At 72.0% G+C, this 23,737-nt stretch carries 27 protein-coding genes and 1 pseudogene; 18 read left to right on the plus strand and 10 right to left on the minus strand.

The features are described from left to right. Positions 1-78: 78 nt before the first annotated feature. The 6 genes and pseudogenes from ID574_RS62780 to ID574_RS15875 all read left to right on the plus strand — a co-directional run. Positions 79-444: pseudogene (locus tag ID574_RS62780) on the plus strand (iron-containing alcohol dehydrogenase); the annotation flags it as partial. Between the two features lie 131 nt (positions 445-575). Continuing rightward, a complete protein-coding gene (locus ID574_RS62785) occupies positions 576-1,112 on the plus strand; it encodes a dehydroquinate synthase/iron-containing alcohol dehydrogenase family protein (protein ID WP_442939305.1) in 537 nt (178 codons plus the stop codon). Position 1,113: 1 nt separating this feature from the next. Further along, positions 1,114-1,353: an alpha/beta hydrolase gene (locus tag ID574_RS15860; protein ID WP_188189670.1), complete on the plus strand. Its 240-nt coding sequence runs from the start codon at positions 1,114-1,116 to the stop codon at positions 1,351-1,353. Between the two features lie 36 nt (positions 1,354-1,389). Next, positions 1,390-1,701, plus strand: a complete 312-nt coding sequence (locus tag ID574_RS15865; protein WP_188189671.1) for an alpha/beta hydrolase — start codon at positions 1,390-1,392, stop codon at positions 1,699-1,701. 335 nt (positions 1,702-2,036) lie between these two features. Further along, the gene (locus ID574_RS15870; RefSeq protein WP_262495996.1) at positions 2,037-3,119 is read left to right on the plus strand and encodes an Nramp family divalent metal transporter; all 1,083 of its coding nucleotides are present in this window, start codon (positions 2,037-2,039) and stop codon (positions 3,117-3,119) included. Positions 3,120-3,193: 74 nt separating this feature from the next. After that, positions 3,194-3,784 carry a MarR family winged helix-turn-helix transcriptional regulator gene (locus ID574_RS15875; RefSeq protein ID WP_188189672.1) on the plus strand — a complete coding sequence of 197 codons (591 nt, stop codon included), beginning with the start codon at positions 3,194-3,196 and terminating at the stop codon, positions 3,782-3,784. Positions 3,785-3,872: 88 nt separating this feature from the next. On the opposite strand, the gene ID574_RS15880 is transcribed toward ID574_RS15875, so the two are convergent. The 9 genes from ID574_RS15880 to ID574_RS15920 all read right to left on the minus strand — a co-directional run bounded on the left by ID574_RS15880 (position 3,873) and on the right by ID574_RS15920 (position 13,049). After that, on the minus strand, positions 3,873-4,586 hold the full coding sequence (locus ID574_RS15880; RefSeq protein ID WP_223166736.1) for a gamma-glutamyl-gamma-aminobutyrate hydrolase family protein: 714 nt from the start codon (positions 4,584-4,586) through the stop codon (positions 3,873-3,875). Further along, positions 4,583-6,055, minus strand: coding sequence for an aldehyde dehydrogenase (locus ID574_RS15885; RefSeq protein ID WP_188189674.1), 1,473 nt, complete (start codon positions 6,053-6,055; stop codon positions 4,583-4,585). The genes ID574_RS15880 and ID574_RS15885 overlap by 4 nt, the downstream gene beginning before the upstream one ends. Beyond that, positions 6,052-7,500 carry an APC family permease gene (locus ID574_RS15890; RefSeq protein ID WP_188189675.1) on the minus strand — a complete coding sequence of 483 codons (1,449 nt, stop codon included), beginning with the start codon at positions 7,498-7,500 and terminating at the stop codon, positions 6,052-6,054. Before ID574_RS15890 ends, ID574_RS15885 begins: the two co-directional genes overlap by 4 nt. Positions 7,501-7,637: 137 nt before the next feature. Then, entirely contained in the window at positions 7,638-8,483 is an 846-nt protein-coding gene (locus tag ID574_RS15895) for a fumarylacetoacetate hydrolase family protein (protein ID WP_188189676.1), read from the minus strand. Beyond that, positions 8,476-9,387, minus strand: a complete 912-nt coding sequence (locus ID574_RS15900) for a 3,4-dihydroxyphenylacetate 2,3-dioxygenase (RefSeq protein WP_188189677.1) — start codon at positions 9,385-9,387, stop codon at positions 8,476-8,478. The genes ID574_RS15895 and ID574_RS15900 overlap by 8 nt, the downstream gene beginning before the upstream one ends. Continuing rightward, entirely contained in the window at positions 9,380-10,852 is a 1,473-nt protein-coding gene (locus tag ID574_RS15905) for an aldehyde dehydrogenase (protein WP_188189678.1), read from the minus strand. Before ID574_RS15905 ends, ID574_RS15900 begins: the two co-directional genes overlap by 8 nt. Further along, positions 10,849-11,637, minus strand: a complete 789-nt coding sequence (locus ID574_RS15910; RefSeq protein WP_188189679.1) for an acetoacetate decarboxylase family protein — start codon at positions 11,635-11,637, stop codon at positions 10,849-10,851. The genes ID574_RS15905 and ID574_RS15910 overlap by 4 nt, the downstream gene beginning before the upstream one ends. 13 nt (positions 11,638-11,650) lie before the next feature. After that, positions 11,651-12,859 (minus strand): NAD(P)/FAD-dependent oxidoreductase, encoded by a 1,209-nt coding sequence (locus tag ID574_RS15915; protein WP_188189680.1) that lies wholly within the window; start codon positions 12,857-12,859, stop codon positions 11,651-11,653. 1 nt (position 12,860) lies between these two features. After that, positions 12,861-13,049 carry a ferredoxin gene (locus ID574_RS15920; protein ID WP_188189681.1) on the minus strand — a complete coding sequence of 63 codons (189 nt, stop codon included), beginning with the start codon at positions 13,047-13,049 and terminating at the stop codon, positions 12,861-12,863. Between the two features lie 192 nt (positions 13,050-13,241). Here ID574_RS15920 and ID574_RS15925 point away from each other — a divergent pair, with 192 nt between their 5' ends. The 8 genes from ID574_RS15925 (at position 13,242) to ID574_RS15960 (ending at position 18,636) form a co-directional block, all read left to right on the plus strand. After that, a complete protein-coding gene (locus tag ID574_RS15925; RefSeq protein ID WP_188189682.1) occupies positions 13,242-14,600 on the plus strand; it encodes a glutamine synthetase family protein in 1,359 nt (452 codons plus the stop codon). A gap of 20 nt (positions 14,601-14,620) precedes the next feature. Then, on the plus strand, positions 14,621-15,883 hold the full coding sequence (locus tag ID574_RS15930) for a cytochrome P450 (RefSeq protein WP_188189683.1): 1,263 nt from the start codon (positions 14,621-14,623) through the stop codon (positions 15,881-15,883). 15 nt (positions 15,884-15,898) lie between these two features. Then, the gene (locus tag ID574_RS15935) at positions 15,899-16,270 is read left to right on the plus strand and encodes an Mth938-like domain-containing protein (RefSeq protein ID WP_188189684.1); all 372 of its coding nucleotides are present in this window, start codon (positions 15,899-15,901) and stop codon (positions 16,268-16,270) included. Positions 16,271-16,388: 118 nt separating this feature from the next. Then, positions 16,389-16,835 carry a YbaB/EbfC family nucleoid-associated protein gene (locus ID574_RS15940; protein ID WP_188189685.1) on the plus strand — a complete coding sequence of 149 codons (447 nt, stop codon included), beginning with the start codon at positions 16,389-16,391 and terminating at the stop codon, positions 16,833-16,835. Further along, on the plus strand, positions 16,832-17,164 hold the full coding sequence (locus tag ID574_RS15945; RefSeq protein ID WP_188189686.1) for a hypothetical protein: 333 nt from the start codon (positions 16,832-16,834) through the stop codon (positions 17,162-17,164). Before ID574_RS15940 ends, ID574_RS15945 begins: the two co-directional genes overlap by 4 nt. After that, positions 17,161-17,652, plus strand: a complete 492-nt coding sequence (locus ID574_RS15950; RefSeq protein ID WP_188189687.1) for a hypothetical protein — start codon at positions 17,161-17,163, stop codon at positions 17,650-17,652. Before ID574_RS15945 ends, ID574_RS15950 begins: the two co-directional genes overlap by 4 nt. A gap of 124 nt (positions 17,653-17,776) precedes the next feature. Next, positions 17,777-18,238: a hypothetical protein gene (locus tag ID574_RS15955; RefSeq protein WP_188189688.1), complete on the plus strand. Its 462-nt coding sequence runs from the start codon at positions 17,777-17,779 to the stop codon at positions 18,236-18,238. An 8-nt stretch (positions 18,239-18,246) separates the two neighbouring features. After that, positions 18,247-18,636, plus strand: coding sequence for a hypothetical protein (locus ID574_RS15960; RefSeq protein WP_188189689.1), 390 nt, complete (start codon positions 18,247-18,249; stop codon positions 18,634-18,636). 69 nt (positions 18,637-18,705) lie between these two features. Here ID574_RS15960 and ID574_RS15965 read toward each other — a convergent pair whose 3' ends face one another. Then, positions 18,706-19,746: an LLM class F420-dependent oxidoreductase gene (locus tag ID574_RS15965; protein ID WP_188189690.1), complete on the minus strand. Its 1,041-nt coding sequence runs from the start codon at positions 19,744-19,746 to the stop codon at positions 18,706-18,708. A gap of 283 nt (positions 19,747-20,029) precedes the next feature. Here ID574_RS15965 and ID574_RS15970 point away from each other — a divergent pair, with 283 nt between their 5' ends. From ID574_RS15970 to ID574_RS15985, 4 genes are read left to right on the plus strand one after another with little or no spacing between them, the layout of a single operon-like run. Continuing rightward, complete coding sequence (locus ID574_RS15970; protein ID WP_188189691.1) at positions 20,030-20,830, plus strand: ABC transporter ATP-binding protein; 801 nt, start codon at positions 20,030-20,032, stop codon at positions 20,828-20,830. Further along, positions 20,827-21,660, plus strand: a complete 834-nt coding sequence (locus tag ID574_RS15975) for an ABC transporter ATP-binding protein (RefSeq protein WP_188189692.1) — start codon at positions 20,827-20,829, stop codon at positions 21,658-21,660. Before ID574_RS15970 ends, ID574_RS15975 begins: the two co-directional genes overlap by 4 nt. Next, the gene (locus ID574_RS15980; protein ID WP_188189693.1) at positions 21,657-22,547 is read left to right on the plus strand and encodes a branched-chain amino acid ABC transporter permease; all 891 of its coding nucleotides are present in this window, start codon (positions 21,657-21,659) and stop codon (positions 22,545-22,547) included. Before ID574_RS15975 ends, ID574_RS15980 begins: the two co-directional genes overlap by 4 nt. Positions 22,548-22,569: 22 nt before the next feature. Continuing rightward, positions 22,570-23,706, plus strand: a complete 1,137-nt coding sequence (locus ID574_RS15985; RefSeq protein ID WP_223166737.1) for a branched-chain amino acid ABC transporter permease — start codon at positions 22,570-22,572, stop codon at positions 23,704-23,706. The last annotated feature ends 31 nt before the right edge of the window (positions 23,707-23,737 follow it).

A 23,737-nucleotide genomic window follows, 5' to 3' on the forward strand; every position in this document is an offset into this window, starting at 1 on the left:
GGAGGGATCCTCCGGCCCACCCCGCACCAGGAGCGAACAGTGAGCCTCGCCTTCGAGAACGTCACGCTCGGGCAGCGCGTGCTCTTCGGATACGGCCGTGCTGCCCGGAACCTCGCCGCGGAGGTCGACCGCCTGGGCGCCCGCCGGGTCATGGTCATCGCCGCGCCGCCCGAGGCCGGGATCGCCGACCGTGTCACCACCGGCCTTCCGGTCGTGCTCCGGCACGGCGACGTACGGCCCCACGTGCCCGTGGAGAAGGCCGAGGCCGCCCGGGCCGCCGCGGCCGGATGCGGAGCCGACCTCCTCGTCTGCGTCGGCGGCGGGTCCACGACCGGGCTGGCCAAGGCGGTGGCGCTGACGACGCGGCTGCCGATCGTCGCCGTCCCCACGACGTACGCCGGGTCCGAGGCCACCAACGTGTGGGGGCTCACCGAGGCATCCCGCAAGATCACGGGGGTGGACGACGCGGTCCTGCCGGTGACCGTGGTGTACGACTCCGAGCTGACCATGTCGCTGCCGGTCGACCTCTCGGTGGCCTCCGGGCTCAACGCCGCCGCTCACTGCGTCGACTCCATGTGGGCCCCGCGCGCAACCCGATCAATCAGGCCTTCGCGATGGAGGGCCTGCGCGCCGTGGCGGACGGGCTGCGCCGCATCGCCCGCCGGCCCGACGGCGTCGATGGGCGGGACGCCGCGCTGTACGGCTGCTACCTGTCCGGGGTGGCCTTCACCTCCGCGGGGTCGGGCCTCCACCACAAGATCTGTCATGTGCTGGGCGGGGCGTACGACCTGCCGTACGCGCAGACCCACGCCACCGTGCTCCCCTACGTGCTGGGGCTCAACGCGCGGGGTGCTCCGGACGCCGCGCGCCGCATCGCCGCCGCCCTGGGCGCCGCCACGCCGGTGGCGGGTTTGAACGCGCTTCGCCGAGAACTCGACGCCCCGCGCGCGCTCGCCGACTACGGCATGCGACGCGAGGACATCCCCGAGGCGGCCCGGCTGGTGTTGCCGTACGTGCCCGCGGACAACCCCGTGCCGGTCGGGATCGACGAGCTCACCGACCTGCTCACCCGCGCCTGGGCCGGCGAGCCCGCGCAGGACCGGAAGGACTGACATGGAAACCCTGGCCTTCACCGTCGCGCCCGCGAACCCGCACCTGGCCGGCCCGCCGGTGCTGCACGGCGCGCCGCTGACCGAGGCGGGTCTGGTCGTCTACGCGGTGCACGGGCGCGGCCAGGGCCCGCACTTCATGATCGAGCAGGCCGACCGCGTCAACCTTCCCGGGGTGGCATGGGTGGCGCCGCGGGCGGACGCCGACACGTGGTATCCCCAGAGCTTCCTCGCACCGATCTAGCAGAACCAGCCGCGACTCGACCATGCCCTCGACGCGGTGCGGACCCACCTCGCCGACCTCGGCCGGATGGGCTGGGCGCCGCGGGACGTGGTCCTGTTCGGCTTCTCGCAGGGGGCCTGCCTGCTCGCTGAGTACCTGCTGCGGGAGCAGCCGTCATGTGCCGGCGTCTTCCTCCACACCGGCGGATACCTCGGCCCGGAGCCCAGGCCCTGGGCTGCCGTCCCGGGAGGCGGCCTGCCCGGCACCGAGGCCGTGCTCCTGTGCGCCGAGGAGGATGAGTTCGTCCCGCTCGCCCGGGTCGAGAAGACCGCGGTGCCCTGGCCTCCCTGGGCGCGCGGATCGAGCTGACGGCGTACGACGACCCGCTGCACCACCTCAACGAGGACTCGATCGTGCGCCTCCGCCGGATGTTGCGAAAGCGCCTGCTCGAACGCGTCGAGGTCGTCACGGAGCCAGAGCCGTAGCCGCGCCCGACTTCTGTCCCAGAAGCATCAGGAGACCCCCATGAGCACTGGCACGTACGCGTCACCCGTGCCCGCCGCCGGCAAGGCCGCGCGCCGGCCCGTACGGCGTGGCCTCACGTTCTTCGGCCCGGCCTTCGTGGCCGCCGTCGCCTACGTCGACCCGGGCAACTTCGCCACGAACGTCCAGGCGGGGCGCGCCACGGTTACCTGCTCGCGTGGGTGCTGGTGTCCGCCTGCCTGGTCGCCATGTTCGTGCAGCACCTGTCGGCCAAGACGGGTCTGGCCACCGGCCGTGATCTCCCGACGCTGTGCCGGGACACCTTCCGCCGCCCCGTCGTCCTCGGCCTGTGGGCGCAGGCCGAGGTCGTGGCCATGGCGACCGACCTCGCCGAGTTCGTCGGCGCGGCGATCGGGCTCAACCTGCTCTTCGGCATCCCCATGCTCCCTGCCGCGCTCATCACCGCGGTGGTCAGCTTCGCGATCCTGGCCCTCCAGCGACGCGGCTACCGTCCCTTCGAGCTCGCCATCGTCTTCCTGCTGGGAGTGATCGGCTTCGGGTTCCTCTACACCCTCCTCGCCGCGGGTGGCCAGTCCGCTTCCGCCCTGGCGTCCGGCATGGTGCCCACGTTCGCCGGCATCGACTCCGTGGTGCTGGCGATCGGCATCATCGGGGCGACCGTCATGCCACACGTCATCTACCTGCACTCCGCCCTCACCGCCGACCGCCCGGCACCGGACGGGCCGGCCGAGCGGCGGCGTGCTCTGCGGGTGCTTCGCGCCGACACCACGATGGGCCTCAGCATGGCGGGGCTCATCAACCTGTCCATGCTGTGCGTGGCGGCCGCCGTCTTCCACGGAGCGGGCGAGGGCTTCGACGGCAGCCTCGAGGGCGCACACCAAGGTTTCGCCCAGCTCGTCGGCGGCGGCGCCGCACTGGCGTTCGCCGCCGCGCTGCTGGCCTCGGGGCTCTCCTCCTCCGGCGTGGGCACCTACTCCGGCCAGGCGATGCAGGGCTTCCTGCGCCGGCGCATCCCCCTGTTCCTGCGCCGCGGCATCACCATGGTGCCCGCGCTGGCGGTCATCGGTCTGGGCGTGCAGCCGGACACCGTGCTGCTGCTCTCGCAGGTGGTGCTCTCGTTCGGGATCCCGTTCGCCCTGATCCCGCTCGTGCTGATCAGCCGCCGCCGCGATCTCATGGGCGACCTGGTCAACCGGCCCGTGACCACCTTCGCGGGCGCCGTGGCGGCGGCTCTCATCTCAGGCGTCAACGTGTATCTGCTGCACCAGCTCATCCTCGGCTGAAGCTGGGAGACGGGCAGGCTGCCCTATACTTTGGACTCGAACGATTTCGGTTTCCATGGCGCAGGGAGGGCCGCGTGCCCGGGCAACGGTCCATCACCGAGGCGGAAAAGCTGGTCGAGGCCAAGCTCGGCGGCACCCCCATCCAGCACGAACGCATGGCGGTCGTGGCCAACATCTACCGCGCCGCCTCGGCGGTCCGCCAGCACCTGGAGAACGCGGTCCTGCGCAGCAGCGACCTGTCGTGGACCGCGTTCGTGGTGCTGTGGGTGATGTGGATCTGGGGCGAGTCGGAGAGCCGCCACGTGGCCGAGGAGGCCGGCATCTCCAAGGGCACGCTGACCGGGGTCGTGCGCACGCTGGAGTCGCGCGGGCTGGTCAAGCGGGCCGAGCACCCTTCCGACGGCAGGCTCCTGCTGCTGAGCCTCACTGATGAGGGTGAGCAGCTCATGCGGCGCGTCTTCCCCGCCTTCAACGCCGAGGAGAGCTTCGTCACCGCCGGGCTCGACGACGAGGCCTGCCGCGCTCTGGCGAACGGGCTGCGCCAGGTCGTCCTGCAGGTGGAGGAGCACGGCGAGGAGCGCAGGCTGGCGCTGCTCGACGGCGCCGAGCCCGCCCCGCGCCGGAGCGGCCGCCGCCGCCGTCCGCGCCCCGACGACCAGGGCTGAAGCCGGTCAGGCCCGATACCCGGGCCCGCCAGGCCCCGTCCGCCCGAGACCCCGGCCCGTCCGGCCCGAGACCTGGGGCTGGAGCCGGTCAGGGCCGGGCCGCGCGGATGAAGGCGTCGAAGACGGCCTGCTGGGCGGGGTCCTCGTGGGCGGTGTCCTCGGGATGCCATTGCACGGCGGCCAGCCACGAGGACAGGGCGGGACCTTCGAGCGCCTCGATCGTGCCGTCGGCCGCCTCGGCGGTGACGGTCAGCCCCGTGCCGAGCCGGGCCACCCGCTGGTGGTGGTAGCAGGACACGCTCACCTTCTGCGCCCCGGTGACCCGCTCGAGCAGCGAGCCCGGCAGCAACGCGACCGGGTGCACGACGTGGCGGTGCTCCCTGCCCGGACCGCCCATGTCCTGCTCCAGGGTGCCGCCGAGCGCGGTGTTGAGCACCTGGAGACCCCGGCAGACGGCCAGCAGCGGCTGCCCGGCGGCCAGGGCCTGGCGGGCGACCTCCAGGTCGAAGCCGTCCTGATCGTCGTCCACGTCGTAGACGCTCTCGTGCGCGGCGGCCTCACCGTACCGGTGCGGCGCGAGGTCGCCGCCGCCAGGGAGCAGGACGCCGTCGAAACGGGCCAGCCGGGCGGCCACCTCGTCCGGGTCGGCGACCCCGCCGGGGGCGTGCGGATGGAGCGCGACGGGCTCCCCGCCCGCCCGCCAGACGGCTTCGAGCAGGGCGCGGGCGCTGACCTCGGCGGCATGGCGCAGGGCGGAGGCGGAGGCGGAGAATCGGGCGGGTATCGCGATCAGGGGTCTCACAGCTGGATCCACGTGGTCTTCAGCTCGGTGTACTTCTCCAGGGCGTAAGTGGACTTGTCGCGGCCGTTGCCCGACTGCTTCATGCCGCCGAACGGCACGGTCAGGTCGCCTTCCTCGTAGCAGTTCACCCAGACCGTGCCGGCCCGCAGGGCGCGGGCGACCTTGTGAGCGGTGGACAGGTCGGCGGTCCACAGGCCGGCGGCCAGCCCGTACTCGGTGGCGTTGGCGAGTTCGACGGCCTCGTCCAGGTCGTCGAAGGTCAGCACGGAGAGCACGGGCCCGAAGATCTCCTCGCGGGCCAGCCGCATGCCGGGAGTGACCCGGTCGAACACGGTGGGCTCCAGGTAGCTGCCGGGCTGCCTGCGCGATCCCCCGGTCAGCAGGCGGGCTCCGTCCTCGACGCCGGAGCGGACGTGGTCGAGCACCCGCCCCAGGTGCGCCTCGCCCGCCAGCGGACCCATCTCCGTCACCGGGTCGAGGGGGTCGCCGACCCGCAGCTCTCGTGCGCGGGCGACGATCGCCTCGGTCACGCGCTCGGCGATCGAGGAGTGGACGAGCAGGCGGGAGGGCGCGGTGCACATCTCCCCCTGGTTGAAGAAGATGCCCCAAGCGGCGGTGGCGGCGGCCCGGTCGAGGTCGGGGGCGTCGGGCAGGATGATGTTCGGGGATTTGCCGCCGAGCTCGAGCCAGACGCGCTTGAGGTTGGAGTCGGCGGAGTAGCGCAGGAAGTGCCGGCCGACGGCGGTGGAGCCGGTGAAGGCCAGGACGTCCACGTCGGGGTGCAGGCCGAGGGCCCGCCCGGCGATGGGGCCGTCTCCGGTGACGACGTTGAGCACGCCGGGCGGCAGCCCCGCCTCGGTCGCCAGCCCCGCCAGCATGAGGGCCGACAGCGGCGACCGCTCCGAAGGCTTGAGCACCACCGTGCACCCGGCCGCCAAAGCAGGAGCGATCTTCCACGAGGCGATGGTGAGCGGGAAGTTCCACGGCACGACCGCGCCGGCCACGCCGGCGGGCTCGCGGGTGACGAGTGCGAGGGCGTCGGGAGCGACGTGCGGGGACTCGCCGGTGAGCTTGTCGGCGAGCTGGCCGTACCAGCGGAAGGTGGAGATGGCGGCACGCAGCTCGATGTCGTAGGCGTCCTTGATGGGTTTGCCCATCTCCAGGCTGATGGCCAGCGCCAGGTCCGCGCGCCGTTCCTCCAGCAGGCCGGCGAGGCGGAGCAGCGTCCGGCCGCGGTCCGCGGGCGCCAGGCGCGGCCAGTCGCCGTGGTCGAAGGCGCGGCGGGCGGCGGCCACGGCGCGGTCCACCTCGGCCTGCCCGGCGTCGGCGACTTCGGTCAGGACCCGCCCGTCCCGGGGTGAGACGACCTTGAACGTCGCTCCCCCGCCGGGTTCGCCGGCGCCGTCGATGTGGTGACAGGTGGGCAGGGCCGTCCGCCCGGCGCGGGCGGCCCAGTCCTCGTCGATCACTGCGTGGCCCTTCCCGCCCGCCGTGAGGCGAGCATGCCGACAAGCATGACGACCGGTACGGCGCACACCAGCCACACCGCCGTGGCGACCGAGCCGCCGATGAGCGTGGCGAAGTTGGCCAGGACGAGCCAGATGACGGCCGCGACGCCGAGCGCGCCCAGGAGGGGCGCGACCAGGGTGTTCCACGGCCGGCTGTCCACCCGTTCCCGGCGGAAGAAGACCACCACGGAGACCGAGGTGAGCAGGTACATCAGCATCATGGCGAGCACGGCCACGCCGCTGAACCAGGAGAACAGGGTCAGCACGGGGTCCAGCCCGCCCAGCGCGAACGGCAGGATCAGGACCACGGCGATCGCCGTCTGCGCCCATCCCGCCTGCGAGGGCGAGTGCCGCCGGTTGAGCGAGCCCAGCCTGCGCGGGAGCACGCCCTCCCTGCCGAGCGAGAACAGGTAGCGGTTGGCGGAGTTGTGGAAGGCGAGCACGCCCGCGAACAGGGAGGTGGCCAGCAGGATCGGCAGCACCTCGCCGGCCCAGCCGCCGAACAGGGCCACCACGGGCGCGAAGACGAACCCCGCCGAGTCGCCCGCCTCCAGGGCCTTGCCGGCTTCCGCGACGGCCTTGGAGGCGCCGTACGCGCTGATCAGCATCCAGGAGGTGAGCACGAAGAAGGCGCTAACCACGGCGACCGCCAGGTAGGTCGCCCTCGGGACGGTGCGCCTGGCGTCACGGGCCTCTTCGCCGTAGATGGCGGTGGCCTCGAAGCCGAACAGCGAGGCCACGGCGAACATCAGCGCCACACCCGGCGCGCCGGCGAGGACCGCGTCCGGCGCGAACGTCTGGGCGACGCCGAGCCCTTCCGGCCCACCGCCCTTGACGAGGGTGACCAGGGCGAAGGCGAGCAGGATGCTGAACTCGGCGAGCACGAAGACCGCGAGCACCTTGGCGCCGATCTCGATGCCGGCCTGGCCGAGCACCTGCACGACGGCGATCGTCAGCAGCGACCAGACCCACCAGGGCAGGTCCAGGCCGGCGTACTGACCGGCGAGACCGGAGACGATGGCGCCGTACAGGCCGTACATCGCGGCCTGGATGGCGCAGTAGGCGAACAGCGCGACAGCAGCGCTGCCGGTGCCGGCCGTCCGGCCGAGACCTTTGCCGATGTAGACGTAGAAGGCGCCGGCGTCGACGACGTGCCTGCTCATGGCCACGAAGCCGACCGAGAAGAGCAGGATGACGAGCCCTGCCACGAGGTAGGCGGCAGGGGCGGCGGCGCCGTTGCCGATGGCCACCGCGATGGGGGCCGCACCGGCGATGCCGGTCAGCGGAGCCTGTGCGGAGAGTACGAAGAAGACGATGCCGAGGACGCCGAGCGCGTTCGGCTTGAGCCGGGCCGCCGCGTGTGGTTCCTGCGCCACTCCTGTGGCTGCGGTCGCTGATGTGTCCATGAAGTCACCTGCCGGTGCCGAAAAGGAGGGGATATCGTTTGCAGCCAAACGAATGCGCCTCATCATGAGCTCTGAACCGTTCGTCTGGCAAGAGGGGTCGGCCGCGTCCGTCTATCGGGCCCGTCTATCGGGCCCGTCTATCGGCGGGGCGGGCGGATGCCGCGGAACTCCCAGTCGCCGCCGAGCGCCGTGGACAGCACCTCCTCGGACTCGGTGGGCTGGGCGCCGACGTCGGCGCGGATCGCGGCGGGGCCGGTGACGACGCGGTTCGACAGCCGCCCCAATCCCTCGACCTCGACCTCGACCAGGTCGCCCGGCCGGACCGGGCGGGAGTTGGCAGGGGTGCCGGACAGCAGCACGTCGCCGGGGTAGAGGGTGATGGTGCGGGCGATGTCGGCGACGAGGTAGTGCATGTCCCACGTCATCTCGTCGGTGGAGCCGTCCTGGACCACGGCTCCGTTGACGTACGTGCGCAGGTACTTGCCGCGGAAGTCCCAGCCGGTGACCAGACCGGGGCCGAGCGGGCACAGGGTGTCGGAGCCCTTGACGCGGAGCATGGACCCGGCGTCGGTGTCGCGGAAGTCGTGCAGCCCGAAGTCGTTGGCCACGGTGTAGCCGGCGATGTAATCCACCGTCTCGGCGGGAGAGACGTTGCGGCAGGTCCGGCCGATGACGATGGCCACCTCGCCCTCGTAGTTGAGCCACTTGCAGCCCTCCGGGCGCACGACGTCGCCGCGGTGGGCGTTGAGCGAGGAGGTCGGTTTGTGGAAGTACGTGGGCGTGGCCGAGAGCTTGATCTGGAACTCCTCGACCCGGCTGCGGTGATTGAGGTGCACCGCGATGATCTTCGACGGGACGACCGGCGGCAGATGGACGGCGTCGTCGATCTTGACGCGGCGGCCGTCGCCGGCGACGAGCTCGTCCCCGTCGCGGACGGTCTCCACGACGGCGCCGTTGAGCAGGATGCGGCGGTACTCAGGCATGGGCGTTCTCCTGACGGGGCGCGGTCCAGCCGCCGGACGGGCGGTCGAACCAGAGGTGGACCTGGCCGGTGCCGACGGAGTTCTCGTACTCGCCGTACTGGCGGGCGCGGGCGGTGCACGCCTGCTCGCCGAGGGCGCCGGCCATCATGAGGTAGTGGGAGAAGCGGGCCTCGGGCTTGTACGTCCAGAACTCCGGCATGGTGTCCAGGACCTTGTCGTGGCGGCCCTCCTTGAACCAGGCGATGCGCTGCTGGTCGGCCGCCCGCGCCTCGGGCGTGAAGATGTGGCGCGGGTCGCTGGCCTCGTGGTCGCGCAGCTCCCGCAAAGGCCAGAAGGTGTGCGACAACGCGCCGGAGGCGATGAGCAGCACCCTGCGGCCGGGGGTGGCCGCGATGCCGTCGGCCAGGGCACGGCCCAGGCGCAGGTGGTCCTCCATGTCGCCGGTCTGGCAGACGCCGATCGTCACCCACCGCTTGTCCGGCAGCCCCTCGCCGAGGAACTTCCACAGGTTGATCGTGGCGTAGTAGATCGGCAGGTACTCGTCGTCGATCGGGGTGATCCAGGTGCCGTGCTTGTCGGCGAAGGCGGCCACGTTGGCGGCCAGCTCCGGGTCGCCGGGGAAGTCGTAGGGCATGCGGCACATGCCGCGCGGCAGCTCCTCGCTGGTGAACAGCCCGGCCCGGCGCCCGTGCGCGGTGACCACGAACTCCACGGTGGTGGCCCAGTGCGAGTCGAGCACGACGACGGTGTCGTAGTCGAGGCTCTCGAAGACGTCCTTGCGCAGCTCGCGCAGGCCGGTGACGAGGGTGATCTCCTTGCCCTCGTTCAGCTCCAGCCGTTCGTGCTCGGGGAGCACGATGGTGGGCACGTGCGCGAGCAGGCCCGCTCCGACGATCTCACCCATGGTTCTGCCATCCCTCCGGGGCGGTCACGGTGTTCTTCAGGTCGCAGTAGAAGTCGAAGCTCCAGGTGCCGCCCTCGCGGCCGACGCCGGACTCGCGCGAGCCGCCGAAGGGCGCGCGCAGGTCGCGGACGAAGAAGCAGTTCACCCACACGGTCCCGGCGACGAGCCGGGCGGTGACGCGCTCGGCGCGATCGCGGTCGCCGGTGGCGACGGTGGCGGCCAGGCCGAAGCGGGTGTCGTTGGCCAACCGGATCGCCTCGTCCTCGGTGTCGAAGGTCTGCAGGGTCAACACCGGGCCGAAGACCTCCTCCTGGACGATCTCGCTGTCCTGGGCCACGCCGGTGAGCAGGGTCGGCCGGTAGTAGAGGCCCCCGAGATCGGTGTTGGGGCCGCCGCCGATGACGGCCCGCGCTCCGGCGGCCAGCGCCCGTCGCACGAACCCGTCGATCTTGTCGAGCTGCCGGGAGTGGATGTTGGGGCCGATGTCGGTGGCCTCGTCGCGCGGGTCGCCCTGGACCAGCGCCGCCGCCTTGGCCACGAAGCGGCGGGTGAACTCCTCGGCGATCGAAGAGTCCACGAGCAGCCGGGTGGCGGCCAGGCAGACCTGGCCGGCGTTGTCGTACTGCTCGACCGCCAGGTCCACGGCCAGGTCGAGATCGGCGTCGGCGAAGACGAGCAGCGGCGACTTGCCGCCCAGCTCGAAGCTCGTGGGGACGAGGTTGGCGGCGGCGGCCCGGGCGATGTGCTTGGCGGTGGGCACCGAGCCGGTGAAGCTGATGCGGCGCACCCCCGGGTGGGAGACCAGCGCGGCCCCGGCCTCGGCGCCGTACCCCTGGACGACGTTGAGGACTCCGGCGGGCAGCCCGGCCTCGGCCGCGATGTCGGCCAGCAGTGAGGCGGTGAGCGGCGACCACTCGGCCGGCTTGAGCACCACCGTGTCGCCGGCGGCAAGCGCCGGGGCGACCTTCCACGTGGCCAGCATCAGCGGCGCGTTCCACGGCGTGATCAGCACGCACGGCCCGGCCGGATCCCAGGAGACGTGGTTGGTGTGGCCGCGGGTGTCGAAGTCGTCGTGCCCCAGGCCGTCCAGCCGGCCGGCGAAGAAGCGGAAGTTGTGGGCGACGCGCGGCATCACGCCGCGCCGGTGGGAGCGCAGCAGCGCGCCGTTGTCGGTGGTCTCGACGATCGCCAGGTCCTCCAGGCGCTTTTCCACCCCGTCGGCGATCGCGCGCAGGAGGCGGGCGCGCTCGGCGGGCGGCGTGGCCGCCCACGCGGGGAAGGCCTCCTGCGCGGCCGCCACGGCGGCCTCGGCCTCCGCCCGGCCGCCGCGGGCGATCTCGGCGAGCACGCGGCCGTCGATGGGCGACTCGTCGGTGAAGGTCGTGGCGGAGGCGACGCGGGCCCCGCCGATCCAGTGGCGGGTGTCGACGGCGATCCCGGCGACGGTCGCGGTGTACGCGGTCATGAGTCTTCCTTTGCTTCGAGTAGCGTGCCGCCGTCCCAGACGACGCCGACCTGGCGGTAATAGGCGCCGATGGGTTCGCGGATCTCCAACCTGGCCAGCTCTTCCGTGGGGGCCTCGAACAGCTCCAGGTCGGCCTCGCCGCGCCAGGGCGTGCCGCCCTCGAAGGAGGCCGCGCCGGAGGCGATCAGCTCGTCGAGCGCGAGCCCGCCGCCCTTCTCGATCGAGGGCAACCTGCGGTGGTGCGCCATGGGATGGCCGTTGACGAAGCCGTTGCCCTCGGCGGGCTCGCGCAGCGTCACCACCGCCTGGGCGAGCCTGCGGTCGGCGGCGGCGAGGGTCGCTCCGAAACGGGCGCCCGCCTCGATGCGCGGCGCGGGTCCGTACGGGTGGGGGCGGGTCAGGTGGATGGAGCCGAGCTTCTTCGGGTAGCCCTGGTGGATGCCGCGCGCGATGGCGAAGTCCTTGTCCACCCAGATGTAGACGCAGCGGGAGTACGTGCGGCCCCGGTAGGAGCAGCGCACGACCGCGAACGCCTCCTTGTACTGTGCGCGTACCGGATCGAGCAGTTCCTCTCCGGAGGCGGCGCAGGACTGCCAGTCGGCCCAGATGAGCGCCACCGCGCCGGGATCCTCAGGGGCGAGCTCCAGCGGCTCGGGCAGCAGTTCCCTGACCCGGGCGGGGTCCGTGCGGTACTCGATGGTGAGCAGGTCGCCGGAGTAGTGCCACGGCGGCGCGGGGATCAGCGAGGCCCGGCCGGTGGCCGTCCGCGGATACCAGAAGGTCATGGGGGTGATTTCCTTACGCGGTGAGAGCGGGCTGCTCGAGCAGGGCGGGGCGGTGGCGGGCGGCCGCGGCGCCGGCGGCCGGGCCGCCGAGGGCGACGACGCCCACCAGCCGCCCGGAGCGGTGGTAGCCGACGACGACGTCCCCGCCCGGCTCGCCGTCGAGCACGCGGGTGTCGTCCAGGCCGAGCGCCGGGGCGCCGAAGGACTGCAGGCGGAAGTCGTGCTGGTCGCTCCAGAAGGCAGGCAGGGGCGCGAACGGCTCGGGGTCCGGCTCGGCGCCGGCGAGATGGGCGGCCAGGGTCTTCGCGGCGCGCTTGGCGCTGTCGGCGGGCATCGACCAGTGCTCGACCCGGCGGGGCACGCCGTCGTAGCGGGCGTTGGGGAAGCGGGCGACGTCGCCGACCGCCACGACGTGCGGCAGGCCGCCGGCCCGCAGCAGTTCGTCGGTGAGCACGCCGTCGGCGAGGTCCAGGCCGTTGCCGTCCAGCCATGCGGTGTTGGGGATCGACCCGACCGCCTCGACCACCACGTCCGCGGGCAGCCTTCGCCCGTCCGCCAGCACCACGCCGGTCACCCGATCCCCGCCTTCGAAGGCGGTCACCGGGGTGCCGAGGGCGAAGCGCACGCCGCGTTCCTGGTGACGGCGCAGCAACTCGCGGGCCAGCAGGTCGCCGAGGGGTCGCAGCATGGGCAGCGGCTCCGGGTCGGCCACCGTGACGTGGGCGGCGCCGAGAGCCACGGCGGTGGCGGCGACCTCGCAGCCGATGAACCCCGCGCCGACCACCACGACGTGCGCGCCCGGCCGGGCGAGATCCGCACGCAGCGCGCGGGCGTCGTCCACGGTGCGCACGGTGTGGCGGCCGGCGGCCGGTCCGGGGCAGCGCAGCCGCCGGGGCCGCACGCCGGTGGCGACGACCAGGCCGTCGAAGGCCAGCTCGGTCCCGTCGCCCAGGCCGACCACACGGCGGGCCAGATCGGCGGAGGTCACGGCGGTGCCGAGGATCCATTCCGCGTCGGCGACGCTCGCGCGGGGCCGGAAGGCCAGCGACTCGAAGGACTCCTTGCCTGCGAGCACCTCTTTCGACAGCGGCGGGCGGTTGTAGGGCATGAGCGGCTCGTCGCCGACCACGGTGATCGACCCGGTCCAGCCCGCCGCACGCAGCTGCTCGGCCGCCCGCAGGCCGCCCATCGAGGCTCCGGCCACGACGACGCGGGACGACACGTCAGTCCTCAACCGTGATCGCCTGGAGCGGGCAGACGTCCGCGGCGTCCTCGACGTCGGCGCGCAGCGACTCGTCCGGATCGGCGACGTACGCCAGGTGACCGGCCTCGTCGAGCCGGAAGACGTCGGGGGCGGCGAACACGCACTGCCCGTGGTCCTGGCACTTGTTCATGTCGACGACGACCTTCATCGGCCACACCCTCCTAATCGTTTGAGTCCAAACAACATAAGGAGGCGCCCAGGACCAGGTCAAGGGCCGTGACCACGGAAAATGATGGGGACGGCCTCTTGCAGGCTCGTCCGCCAGAACATATCGTTTGGCTTCAAACGAAGCCAAGGGTGCGCTGCCGTGCCCTCACCCCGCCCGCCCGAGGAGACGCCGATGAGCGCTCAGGACATGCCGCACCTCCACGAGCACCTGGCCCGGCTGGCCGCTCTGGACGTGGACGTGGTCCGCGTGGTCTACCCCGATCTCATCGGCACCGACCGGGCCCGGGACGTGCTGGTCGAGCACCTGGAGAGCGCGTGCGAGCACGGGCTCGCCTTCTGCCGCGCCGTCTACCACACCAGCCCTCAAGGCGACGTCGTCCCCGTCGCCGGCGGCCTCGACGCCGGGCTGCCCGACATCGTCGTCCGCCCCGACCTCGGCACGCTCGCGCCCCTGCCGTGGGAGCCCGGGGTCGCCTGGTGCCTGGGCGAGGTGATCGACCCGGCCACCGGCGAGACGGTCCCGGAGTCGCCGCGCGACCTGCTGCGCGGTGTGCTCGACCGGTACGCCGAGCACGGGCTCGGCCTCGTCACCGGCCCCGAGCTGGAGTACTTCCTGTGCGAACCCGACCCGGCCGCGCCCACCGGATGGCGGCGCTACGCCGAGGCCCCGGGCAACGTCTACACCGCCGGGCGGCGCGGCGACCCCGACGGCCACCTGCTGCGCACGCTGCGCCTCCTGCGCGACCTCGGCCTCGGCGTGAGCATGGGCAACCACGAGTTCAGCAGCGGCCAGTTCGAGATCAACCTCACCCACTCCGCCGCCCTGGACGCCGCCGACCGGACGTTCCTGTTCAAGTCGGCGGTCAAGGAACTGGCCCGCGCGGAGGGACGGCTGGCGACGTTCATGGCCAAGCCGTTCAACGACGAAGGCGGCTCCGGCTTCCACCTCCATCTGTCCTGCGTCGCGGGCGACGATGCGCGCAACTGCTTCGACGACCCGTCGGCGCCGTACGGGCTGTCGGCCACCGCCCGGCACGCGATCGCCGGCGTCCTGGCCCACGCCCCCGCGCTGGCCGCGCTGGCCAACCCGACCGTCAACTCCTACAAGCGCTTCGGCCCCGACACGCTCGCCCCCTGGCTGATCGACTGGGGCCTGGACAATCGCAGCGCCATGGTCCGCATCCCGCCCGAGCGCGGCGCCGGCACCCGCTTCGAGCTGCGCCTGGGCGACGCCAGCGCCAACCCGTACCTGCTGATCGCCGGCACCGTCGCGGCCGCGCTGCTCGGCGTGCGCGCCGGGCAGGAGCCGCCTCCTCCGCTGGAGGGCTACGGCTACGACACCTCCCGCGCCGCCGTGCTCCCCATGACGCTGGCCGACGCGCTCGACGCCTTCGAGGCCGACGCCGAGCTGACCGACCTGCTCGGCAAGGGCTTCGCCACCTCCTACCTCACCTACAAGCGCAACGAGATCGAACGCTTCCACCGGCACGTCACCGACTGGGAGTTCACCGAGTACGCCTACCACCTGTGACGCCGAGGAGCAGCACCGTCATGATCCCCGAGCCCCTCCCCCTCGACGAGATCGACCTCGCCGACCCCGGCAACTTCACCGACGGCGTCACCCCCTGGCGCATGTTCCACACCCTGCGCCACGAGGACCCCGTCCACTGGCAGCCGGAGCCCGCCCCGAACGCCGGGTTCTGGGCCGTCACCCGCCACGAGGACATCACCCGCGTCGACCGCGACGCCGAGACCTTCACCTCCACCAAGTTCGTCAACCTGGAGGAGGTCGACGACGACCAGATCAAACGCCGCGCCTCCATCCTGGAGCTCGACGGCGTGCGCCACCGCGCCCTGCGCGGCCTGCTCCAGCGCCAGTTCGGCGCCGCCGTCATCAGCCAGTACACCGACTTCCTGCGCGGTCTGACCGCCACCACTCTGGACGCGGCCTTCGCCAAGGGCTCCTTCGACTTCGTCGCCGACGTCGCCGCCGACTTCCCCATCAACGTGCTGGCCCGCCTGCTGGACGTCCCCGACGGCGACACCAAGCAGCTCATCGAGTGGGGCAACCGCATCATCGGCAACACCGACCCCGACTACGCCGACGTGCTGCTGGGCAGCGAGGAGAGCGAACAGTACAAGCACCTGCCCTTTCGCTCCCCCGCCTCCCTGGAGGTCTTCGAGTACGGCCGCGAGCTGGCCCGCCAGCGGCGCGGCGGCACCGGGTCCGACCTGGTCTCCAAGCTCGTCAACGAGACCCCGCGCGACGGCGTCCCCCTCTCCGGGCAGGACTTCGACAACTACTTCCTGCTCCTCGTCGTCGCCGGCAACGAGACCACCCGGCACGCCATCTCGCACGCCATGCTCGCCCTCATCCAGCACCCGGACCAGCTCGACCTGCTGCGCCGCGACCCGTCGCTCATCCCGGGCGCGGTCGAGGAGTTCCTGCGCTGGGCCTCGCCGGTCTACCACTTCCGCCGCACCGCCACCCGGGACGTCGAGCTCGGCGGCAAGCGGATCAAGGAAGGCGACAAGGTCGTCATGTGGTACGCCTCCGGCAACCGCGACGAGAAGGTCTTCGGCAACCCGTACGACTTCGACGTCACCCGCGGCAAGAACGACCATCTCACCTTCGGCAAGGGCAGCCCGCACCTGTGCCTGGGCAACCTCCTGGCCCGCACCGAGATCCGCATCATGTTCGAGGAGCTCGTCCCCCGCATCGCCGGCATCCGGCTGACCGGGGACGTGCCGCGCGTCCGCTCGAACTTCGTCAACGGCATCAAGAAGCTGCCCGTCGAGGTCATCCTCGCCTGAGCGTAGTCTCCCTCCATGGACGACAAGAGCCCGCTCGTCACGCACGTCTCCTGGGGCCGGATGGTGGTCGAGGGCATCGGCGAGGGCAAGGACTTCAAGCTCTACCCGGGCGGCGGCCGCCCTTGGGACTGGGGGGAGACCGGCACCAGGCACTCGCCCGGCATCCAGCCCGCCGACGTGCGCGAGCTGCTCGACCACGGCTGCCAGGTCGTCGTGCTGTCCCGCGGCATGCAGCTGGTGCTGCAGGTCTGCCCCGAGACGCTCAGCGAGCTGGCGGACAAGGGCGTCGAGGTGCACGTGGAGGAGACGACGGCCGCCGTCGGGCACTACAACGCGCTGGCCGAGGCGTCGGTGGCCGTGGGCGGGCTGTTCCACTCGACCTGCTGAGCCGGCACCGCCACTCTGGTCACAATGGTCACTCTCGCCTTTCTGTGTCGCCGACATTCAGAAAAGATGACTGATATATACAGTCTGCGGAGCTTTGGACCGAGGCGAGGGGGACTCTATGGCGGACCGTGAAGGGCTTGGCGCCGAGGGGCTCGACCGGATCATCGAGCGGGCCCAGCAAGCCCTGGCATCCGCTCAGGCCGCCGGCGGCGGCTCGGCCGGCGGCACGTCCAGGGACCAGAGCACGGCGCTCCAGGGTGAGGGCACGGCGGCCAACGGCCGGGTGCGGGCCACCGTCGCGCCCGGCGGGCGGCTCTCGTCCCTGACGGTCGATCCGCGCCTGATGCGAGCCGGTTCCGAGGAGATGTGCGCGGAGATCGTCAAGGCGGTGAACGCGGCCGTCGACGATCTGCGGGCGAAGGCGGTCCAGCAGGCCGGCGCGTCACCTGACGCGGAGGAGCTCTCTGCGACGTTGCTCACCCTGCAACAGGAGTCGGTACGCCAGATGGAGAAGTTCACTCAGGCGATCAACGATGTCGTCCTGCGGTTCGAGAGGCGATCATGAGTTCCCGATTCGATGGCGAGATGGAGTTGCACGCGGGGAGCCTGCAGTTCTCGGGCTCGGGTCTGCACACGGCGATGAAGGAACTGACCGACCACTGGGTGACGCTGGGCAACGCGTTGGACGCGCTCGAACCCATGGTGGGCGAGGACCTCATCAGCCAGCTCATCGGGGCGTCGTACAAGGGGATTCGCGAGGCCGCGGATGAGACGCTCGGCTCGGTGATGAGCGGCCTGCAGAGCTACGGGACGGGTGTACTCCAGATGGACGTCAACCGCTCGTCCGCGGAGCAGCGCTCCATCTTCGATCTCGGCCGGGAAACGTCGGCATGAGCCTGCAACTGCCGGGATGGGCGGCCTCGCTGCTCGAGGACCTCGGATACTGGTGGACGAACGCCGACGAGTCCAAGCTCGGACAAGCGGGCACCTTGGTCGTGGACGCCGAGCCGCTGCTCGACGCGGTACGCGATCTCGCGCGGATGTCGGCCACCAAGGTGTGGAACGACAACGCCGGTGACGGGGTCAACGCGTTCCAGACCGCCTGGGACGCCGACGACGCTCCGGACGTGGTGCTCTCCGACGCCACGACCGGCATGCTGACCGTGGGCGCGGGGCTGTTCATCTCGGGAGCGATCGTGCTGGCCCTCAAGGTCCATGTCCTGGTCCAGCTCGCCTCGCTGGCCACCGCGATGATCCGGGCGATCGCCGCCGCGGGCCCGACCCTGGGCGCGTCTCTGCTGCAGATACCGGTCTTCAAGGAACTCACCGGACGGCTGATCGGCCTGCTGATCATCATGGCCGCCGCCCCGCTCATGGACTGACATGGCCGCGAGAGGGGGAAGAGGAGTATCCCGCGCGGTCGGGGGGCTCTTCGGCAGACTCGGGGCGCGTTTCTTCCGGAGGTCGGGGAGCGCGCGAGCCGGGGCGGCCACGCCCGGTCCCGCGGTGGCGGACGACGTCCCGGTGCGTTACGACCTGACCGGACAGCAGGCCAGGAACTCGCTGACCAATCTCAGGACCGACAGTCCCGCGCGCCTGGACGACTTCCGGCCCGGCGCGGGATTCTCGGGGGTGTACGACCACGGTTCGCGCCGGTTCCTCGCCTATCCGAGCGGCGACTCGAGGTTGCGGTCCGGCGCGGCGCCCGAGAACGCGGTGCCGCGCTACGGCGGGCACTACGACGTCAACGAGATCTTCACGCGCGTCACGGGGACGCGCCCAGAGGGGAACGTCGGGTTCACCGCGATCCTGCGCGAGGACGGGTCCATCGGCATGCACTGGGTTTCCCGATCCGTCAACGGGGCCAATCCCTCCTTCGAGGGTGTCGAAGTGCCCCACCACCTGCGAGGGCCCATCATGGACCTCATCCGGCAAACCACCAACCGACAAGTCTGGCCTACTCGGTGAACAGTAACGTGATCAATGGATTGCCCCTTCCCGAGGCGCTGCTCGCCGCCATGAGGGAGGGCCGGTGGGCGCCACCGGACTCCGCCGTCCTGGCGAAGGTGTTCGGCGAGCAGCCGGAGGAGCCTTCCTTCTACACCCTCGATCAGATGGAGTTCGAGAACCGCCATTGGCTGGCGCGTACGGGACCGATGTTCCTGGGCACGCCCGATGCCGCACAGCCGCCCGGCGACCTCGAACCGCGCAGCTCGCTCATCGTCGGCGACCTGGGACCCGACATGCCGTTCGCGCTCGACTACCGCCCCGCCGTCGGGCCCACGGTCGTGTACCGCAAGGCCGACGGCAAGTGGGTGATGGTCGCCCCTTCGATCGACCAGCTTCTGGCGCGCCTCAAGGGATGAGCCCGAGCGCCTGGAGAGGGCATGGCCGCGCTCCACCCCTGACCGGGCACCGGGTCCGCGGCCAAAAGATCAGGGCATCAGGTCCCGGAGTCGCTCGATCGCGGAGACCCGCCCGGCCGGCTCTTCCGCCAGCGGTTTCACGCTCACCGTGGTGATGCCGCATGCGGCGAGTTCGGCGACGCGGTCGGCCACGTACTCCTTCGGTCCGATGAGCGACGTGGCGCGCAGCAGGTCCTCCGGGACCGCGGCCTCGGCCTCCCGCTTGCGTCCCGAGAGGTAGAGGTCCTGGATGAGCTCGGCCTCGCGTTCGTAGCCGTACCGGCGGGCGAGGTCGTTGTAGAAGTTCCTGCCCCGGGCGCCCATGCCGCCGATGTACAGCGCGAGCTGCGGGCGGCCGCGGTCGAGCAGGTGGCCGACGTCGTCGCCGATGGCCAGTGGCATGGTGACCACGATGTCGAGGGGCCCCAGGCTCGGGTCGCGGCGGGCGAGACCGGCGTCGAGGGACGGGCCCCACACCTCGCGCAGCCTGCCGGGATGTACGAAGATCGGTAGCCAGCCCTCGGCGATCTCGGCGGTGAGCCGCACGTTCTTGGGGCCGATGGCGGCCAGCATGATCGGGATGCGGTCGCGTACCGGGTGGTTGATGAGCTTCAGCGGCTTGCCCAGGCCGGTTCCGCGCCCGGCCGGCAGGGGCAGCTCGTAGTGCTCGCCCTGGTACACGACCTCCTCGCGGCTCCACACGCGGCGGCAGATGTCCACGATCTCGCGGGTGCGGGCGATCGGCGCGTCGTACGGAACGCCGTGGAATCCCTCCACCACCTGGGGCCCGGACGCGCCCAGGCCCAGCGTGAACCGGCCGTCCGAGACGTAGTCCAGCCCGGCTGCGGTCATGGCGAGCAGCGACGGCGTCCGGGTGTAGATCGGCAGGATGGCCGAGGCCAGGTGCATCCGGTCGGTGGCCGAGGCGAGGTATCCGAGCTGGCTCACGGCGTCGAAGGAGTACGCCTCCGCCACGAAGGCGATCTCGGCCCCGGCGGCCTCCAGGTCGCGCAGGCCCGCGGCCGCCTGCTTGAAACCGCCGCTGTAGGCCAGAGTCGTTCCGATCCTCATGGCGAACCTCCAAGGTCAGATGGGTCGCAAACCCCGCTGCGGCCTGCGCCCGCCAGGTATTGACGTGTGTCGCAGAGGTCACCTACATTACGCGTACTTAACGAACGATCGATAGAGACAACCTGAACTTAACGAACGATCGATGCACACCTCGGCCCGGCGAGGGAGTGCCGTCGTCTGGAGGAGCGGCGGAAGCGCAGCGACCAGAGCGGGGGAAGACGGCGGCATCTGGCGAGCGAGCCGCCGAACAGAGTGAGGCCATGAGCAGGCAAGGAGAAGCCGGATGCTCGAGATCGAAGGGCTTGCCGTCCGCTACGGCGCGCGGGAGCCGGTCCTACACGCGGTGAGCCTCGCGGTCGCCGAGGCGGGCGTGGTCGCGCTGCTCGGCGCGAACGGCGCGGGAAAGACCTCCCTCATGCGGGCCGTCTCGGGGACGGTTCCGCTGCACGGCGGGACGGTCGCCGCCGGGTCGATCCGCTTCCTGGGTCAGGAGATCGCACGGGCGAATCCCGCCGACGTGGTGGCCCGCGGGCTCGTGCAGGTCCCGGAGGGCCGGCACGTGTTCGGCCCGCTCACCGTCGACGAGAACCTGGACGCGGGCGCCATCACCGTCCGCTCCCGAGAGGCGCGGGCGCGCGCCCGCCGCCAGGTGTTCGAGATGTTCCCCCGGCTGGCCGAGCGCCGCCGGCAGCGCGCCGGCACGCTGTCCGGCGGCGAACAGCAGATGCTCGCCATCGCCCGCGCGCTGATGTCACAGCCGAAGCTGCTGCTGCTCGACGAGCCGTCGCTCGGCCTGGCGCCGCGGCTGGTCAGGCAGATCGGCGAGACCGTACGCGAGATCGCCCGCGACGGCGTGCCCGTGCTGCTGGTGGAGCAGAACGCGGCGATGGCGCTGTCCGTCGCCCACTCGGCGTACGTCCTGGAGCTCGGGCGCGTCGTGCTGAGCGGGCCGGCCGGCGAGCTGTCGCACAGCGACGAGGTCCGCCGGCTCTATCTCGGCGAGGACGTGGACGAGGGTCCGGAGGGCCCGGAGGCCCCGGGTGACGGCCGGGCCGTGCCCCAGCTGGCCCGGTGGACCGCATGAGCCCGCCCCGGCTGGTGGTCGAGGCGGTGAGCGTGGCGTTCAGCGGCCTGCTGGCCTTGGACGCGGTGTCGTTCACCGTCGAGCCGGGCACGGTCCACGCCGTCATCGGCCCCAACGGGGCGGGGAAGTCGTCGCTGCTCAACGCGCTGTGCGGCATCTATCCCGTGACCGGCGGGCGCATCCTGCTCGACGAGCACGAGGTGACCCGGCAGAGGCCCGACCGGGTCGCGGCGCTCGGGGTCGGCAGGACGTTCCAGAACATCGTGGTCTCGCCGCGGGAGTCGGTGCTGGACAACCTGATGGTGGGGCGGCACCGGCTGACCCGCGCCGGCCTGGTGCGGACCGCGTTGTGGCTCGGCCGCCGCGAACAGCGCCGCCACGAGGCGCGGGTACGCGAGATCGCCGAGTTCGCCGGCCTCTCGGCACGGCTGGACACCACCGCGGGACGGCTGGCGTACGGCGACCTCAAGCGCCTGGAGTTCGCCAGGGCGCTGTGCCTGGAGCCGCGCCTGCTCATCCTCGACGAGCCGGTCGCGGGCATGAACACCGCGGAGAGCCGCGAGCTGGGGCGGCTCGTCCTCGCCGCGCGCGACGCCCTCGGCCTCACCGTGGTCTTCGTGGAGCACGACATGGGCGTGGTCATGTCGATCGCCGACCGCATCACGGTGCTCGACTTCGGCAAGGTCGTGGCCGAGGGCGCGCCCGCCGAGGTGCGCCGGGACCCGACCGTGGTCAGCGCCTACCTCGGCGTACCGGACGACGACGCGCCGGACGCCCCGGCGCCGGAGGATGCCGTGACCGGTCACGAGGCCGAGAGGACGCCGCGATGATCCGCCTGCTGGAACTGCTCGTCAACGGCGTGTCCCTGGGCCTGCTGTACGCGCTCATCACCCTCGGATTCGTCATCGTCTTCAAGGCCACCCGCGTGGTCAACTTCGCGCACGCGTCCTTCCTCCTGCTCGGCGTGTACGTGGTCGCCGCCACCCAGGCCCGGATCGGCTTCGCCGCGGCGGCGCTGCTCGGCCTCGCCGTCGTCGGCCTGCTGGCGCTGGCCACCGAGCGGCTCCTGCTGTCCCGCATCGACCGCCACAACCACCACGCGATGGCGATCCTCACGATCGGACTGAACGTCGTGCTGACCGCCGAGCTGACCCGCCGCCTGGGCGAGCACGTGCTGCCGCTGGGCGCGCCGTGGGACGGTCGCGTGGTCGACCTCGGGCCGCTGACGCTGCCGCTCACGGTCGTCATCACCGTGGCCGGCGTGCCGCTGCTGATCGGCGGCCTCACCGCGCTGCTCACGCTGACCGGCTGGGGCCTGGCGATGCGCGCGTCCATCGCCGACGCCGAAGGGGCGGCGCTGGCCGGGATCCGGCTGCGCCGGGTCTCCGCCACGGCCTGGGTGCTGGCCGGCCTGCTGGCCACCACGGCGGGGATCGGCCTGGCCTCGTTCCCCAGCCCCGGCGTCAGCCTCAGCATCGAGTCGGTCGCGATCGCCGCCTTCCCCGCGGCCATCATCGGCGGGTTCGACTCGCTCGGCGGGGCCATCGCGGGCGGCCTCATCGTCGGGGTCGTCCAGGTGCTCGTGGCCGGCCACCAGGACTCGCTCGCCTTCCTCGGGCTCGGCATCGGCGACGTCGTGGCGTACCTCGTGATGATCGTCGTGCTGCTGTGGCGGCCGTCCGGACTGTTCGGGTCGAAGGAGTTCAGCCGTGTCTGAAAGCTCCGTTTCTGAAAGCACCGTGTCTGAGAACACCGCGACTGAGGACACCGTCGCGCCTGCCCGCGCCGCCACCGCCGCCGGAACGCGCACCCGGACGCCGCCGCACCGGCTGCCGGCGGTCGCCGCCGCGGTCGCCGCGGTCGTCGTGGCGCTGGCGCTGCCGCTGTACGTGGACGCGTTCTGGCTGCGCATCGGCCTGTTCGCGATGGCCGCGGCGGTCGGGGCGCTCGGCCTGACCATCCTGTTCGGCGCGGCCGGGCAACTGTCGCTCGGGCACGCGTTCTTCGTCGCGGTCGGCACGTACGGGTACGCGTTCCTGGCCGGCGGCGACGGCGGCCACCTGACGGGCCTGGGGCTGCCCCCGCTCGCGGCGGCCGTGCTCGCCACCCTGCTCGCCGGGCTGTGCGGCCTGCTGTTCAGCCCGGTCGCCAGCCGGCTGCGCGGCATCTATCTCGGGATCGCCTCGCTGGGCCTGGTCTTCCTCGGCCACCACCTGCTGCTCAACCTGCGGCCGGTGACCGGGGGCTACGACGGGCGCTCGGTCACGCCGTTCGCGCTGGGCGGGTTCGCCTTCTCCGACGCCTCGGGCCTGGTCGTGCTGGGCGTGCCGTTCGGGGCCGTGGAGAACCTCTGGTACCTCTTCCTGGCCGTCACCGTCGCGGCCACGCTGGTGGCCCGCAACGTGCTGCGGGGCCGCCCGGGCCGGGCGTTCCGCCTCATGCGCGACAGCGAGGTGGGCGCCGCCGCGATGGGCGTGCGGGTGCAGCGCACCAAGGCGTCCGCGTTCGTCCTGTCCTCGATGTACGCCGGCGTCGCCGGCGTGCTGACGGCGCTGGCCTTCCAGCGCGCCGTCCCCGACTACTTCGATCTCCTGCTCTCCATCGACTTCCTCGCGATGATCATCCTCGGCGGGCTCGGCTCGACGTCCGGCGCGATCATCGGCGCGACTTTCGTGGTCGCTCTGCCGATCGTGCTGTCCCGATACGCCGACGTGCTGCCGCTCGTCGTCGGCCCCGGCCAGGACGGGCTCGACGCGTCCATCGCCGCGCAGTTCGTGTACGGCGCGCTCGTCGTGGTCGTCATGCTGACCCAGCCCGGCGGGCTGCGCGCGATGGTGCACGCCGTCCGCGACCGGCGGGGGCCGGCCTCCGCCTGAACCATCCCACCCCCCGGAAACACCATGCCAG

The organism is Nonomuraea sp. SYSU D8015, from assembly GCF_008065375.1.
Lineage (GTDB): Bacteria > Actinomycetota > Actinomycetes > Streptosporangiales > Streptosporangiaceae > Nonomuraea.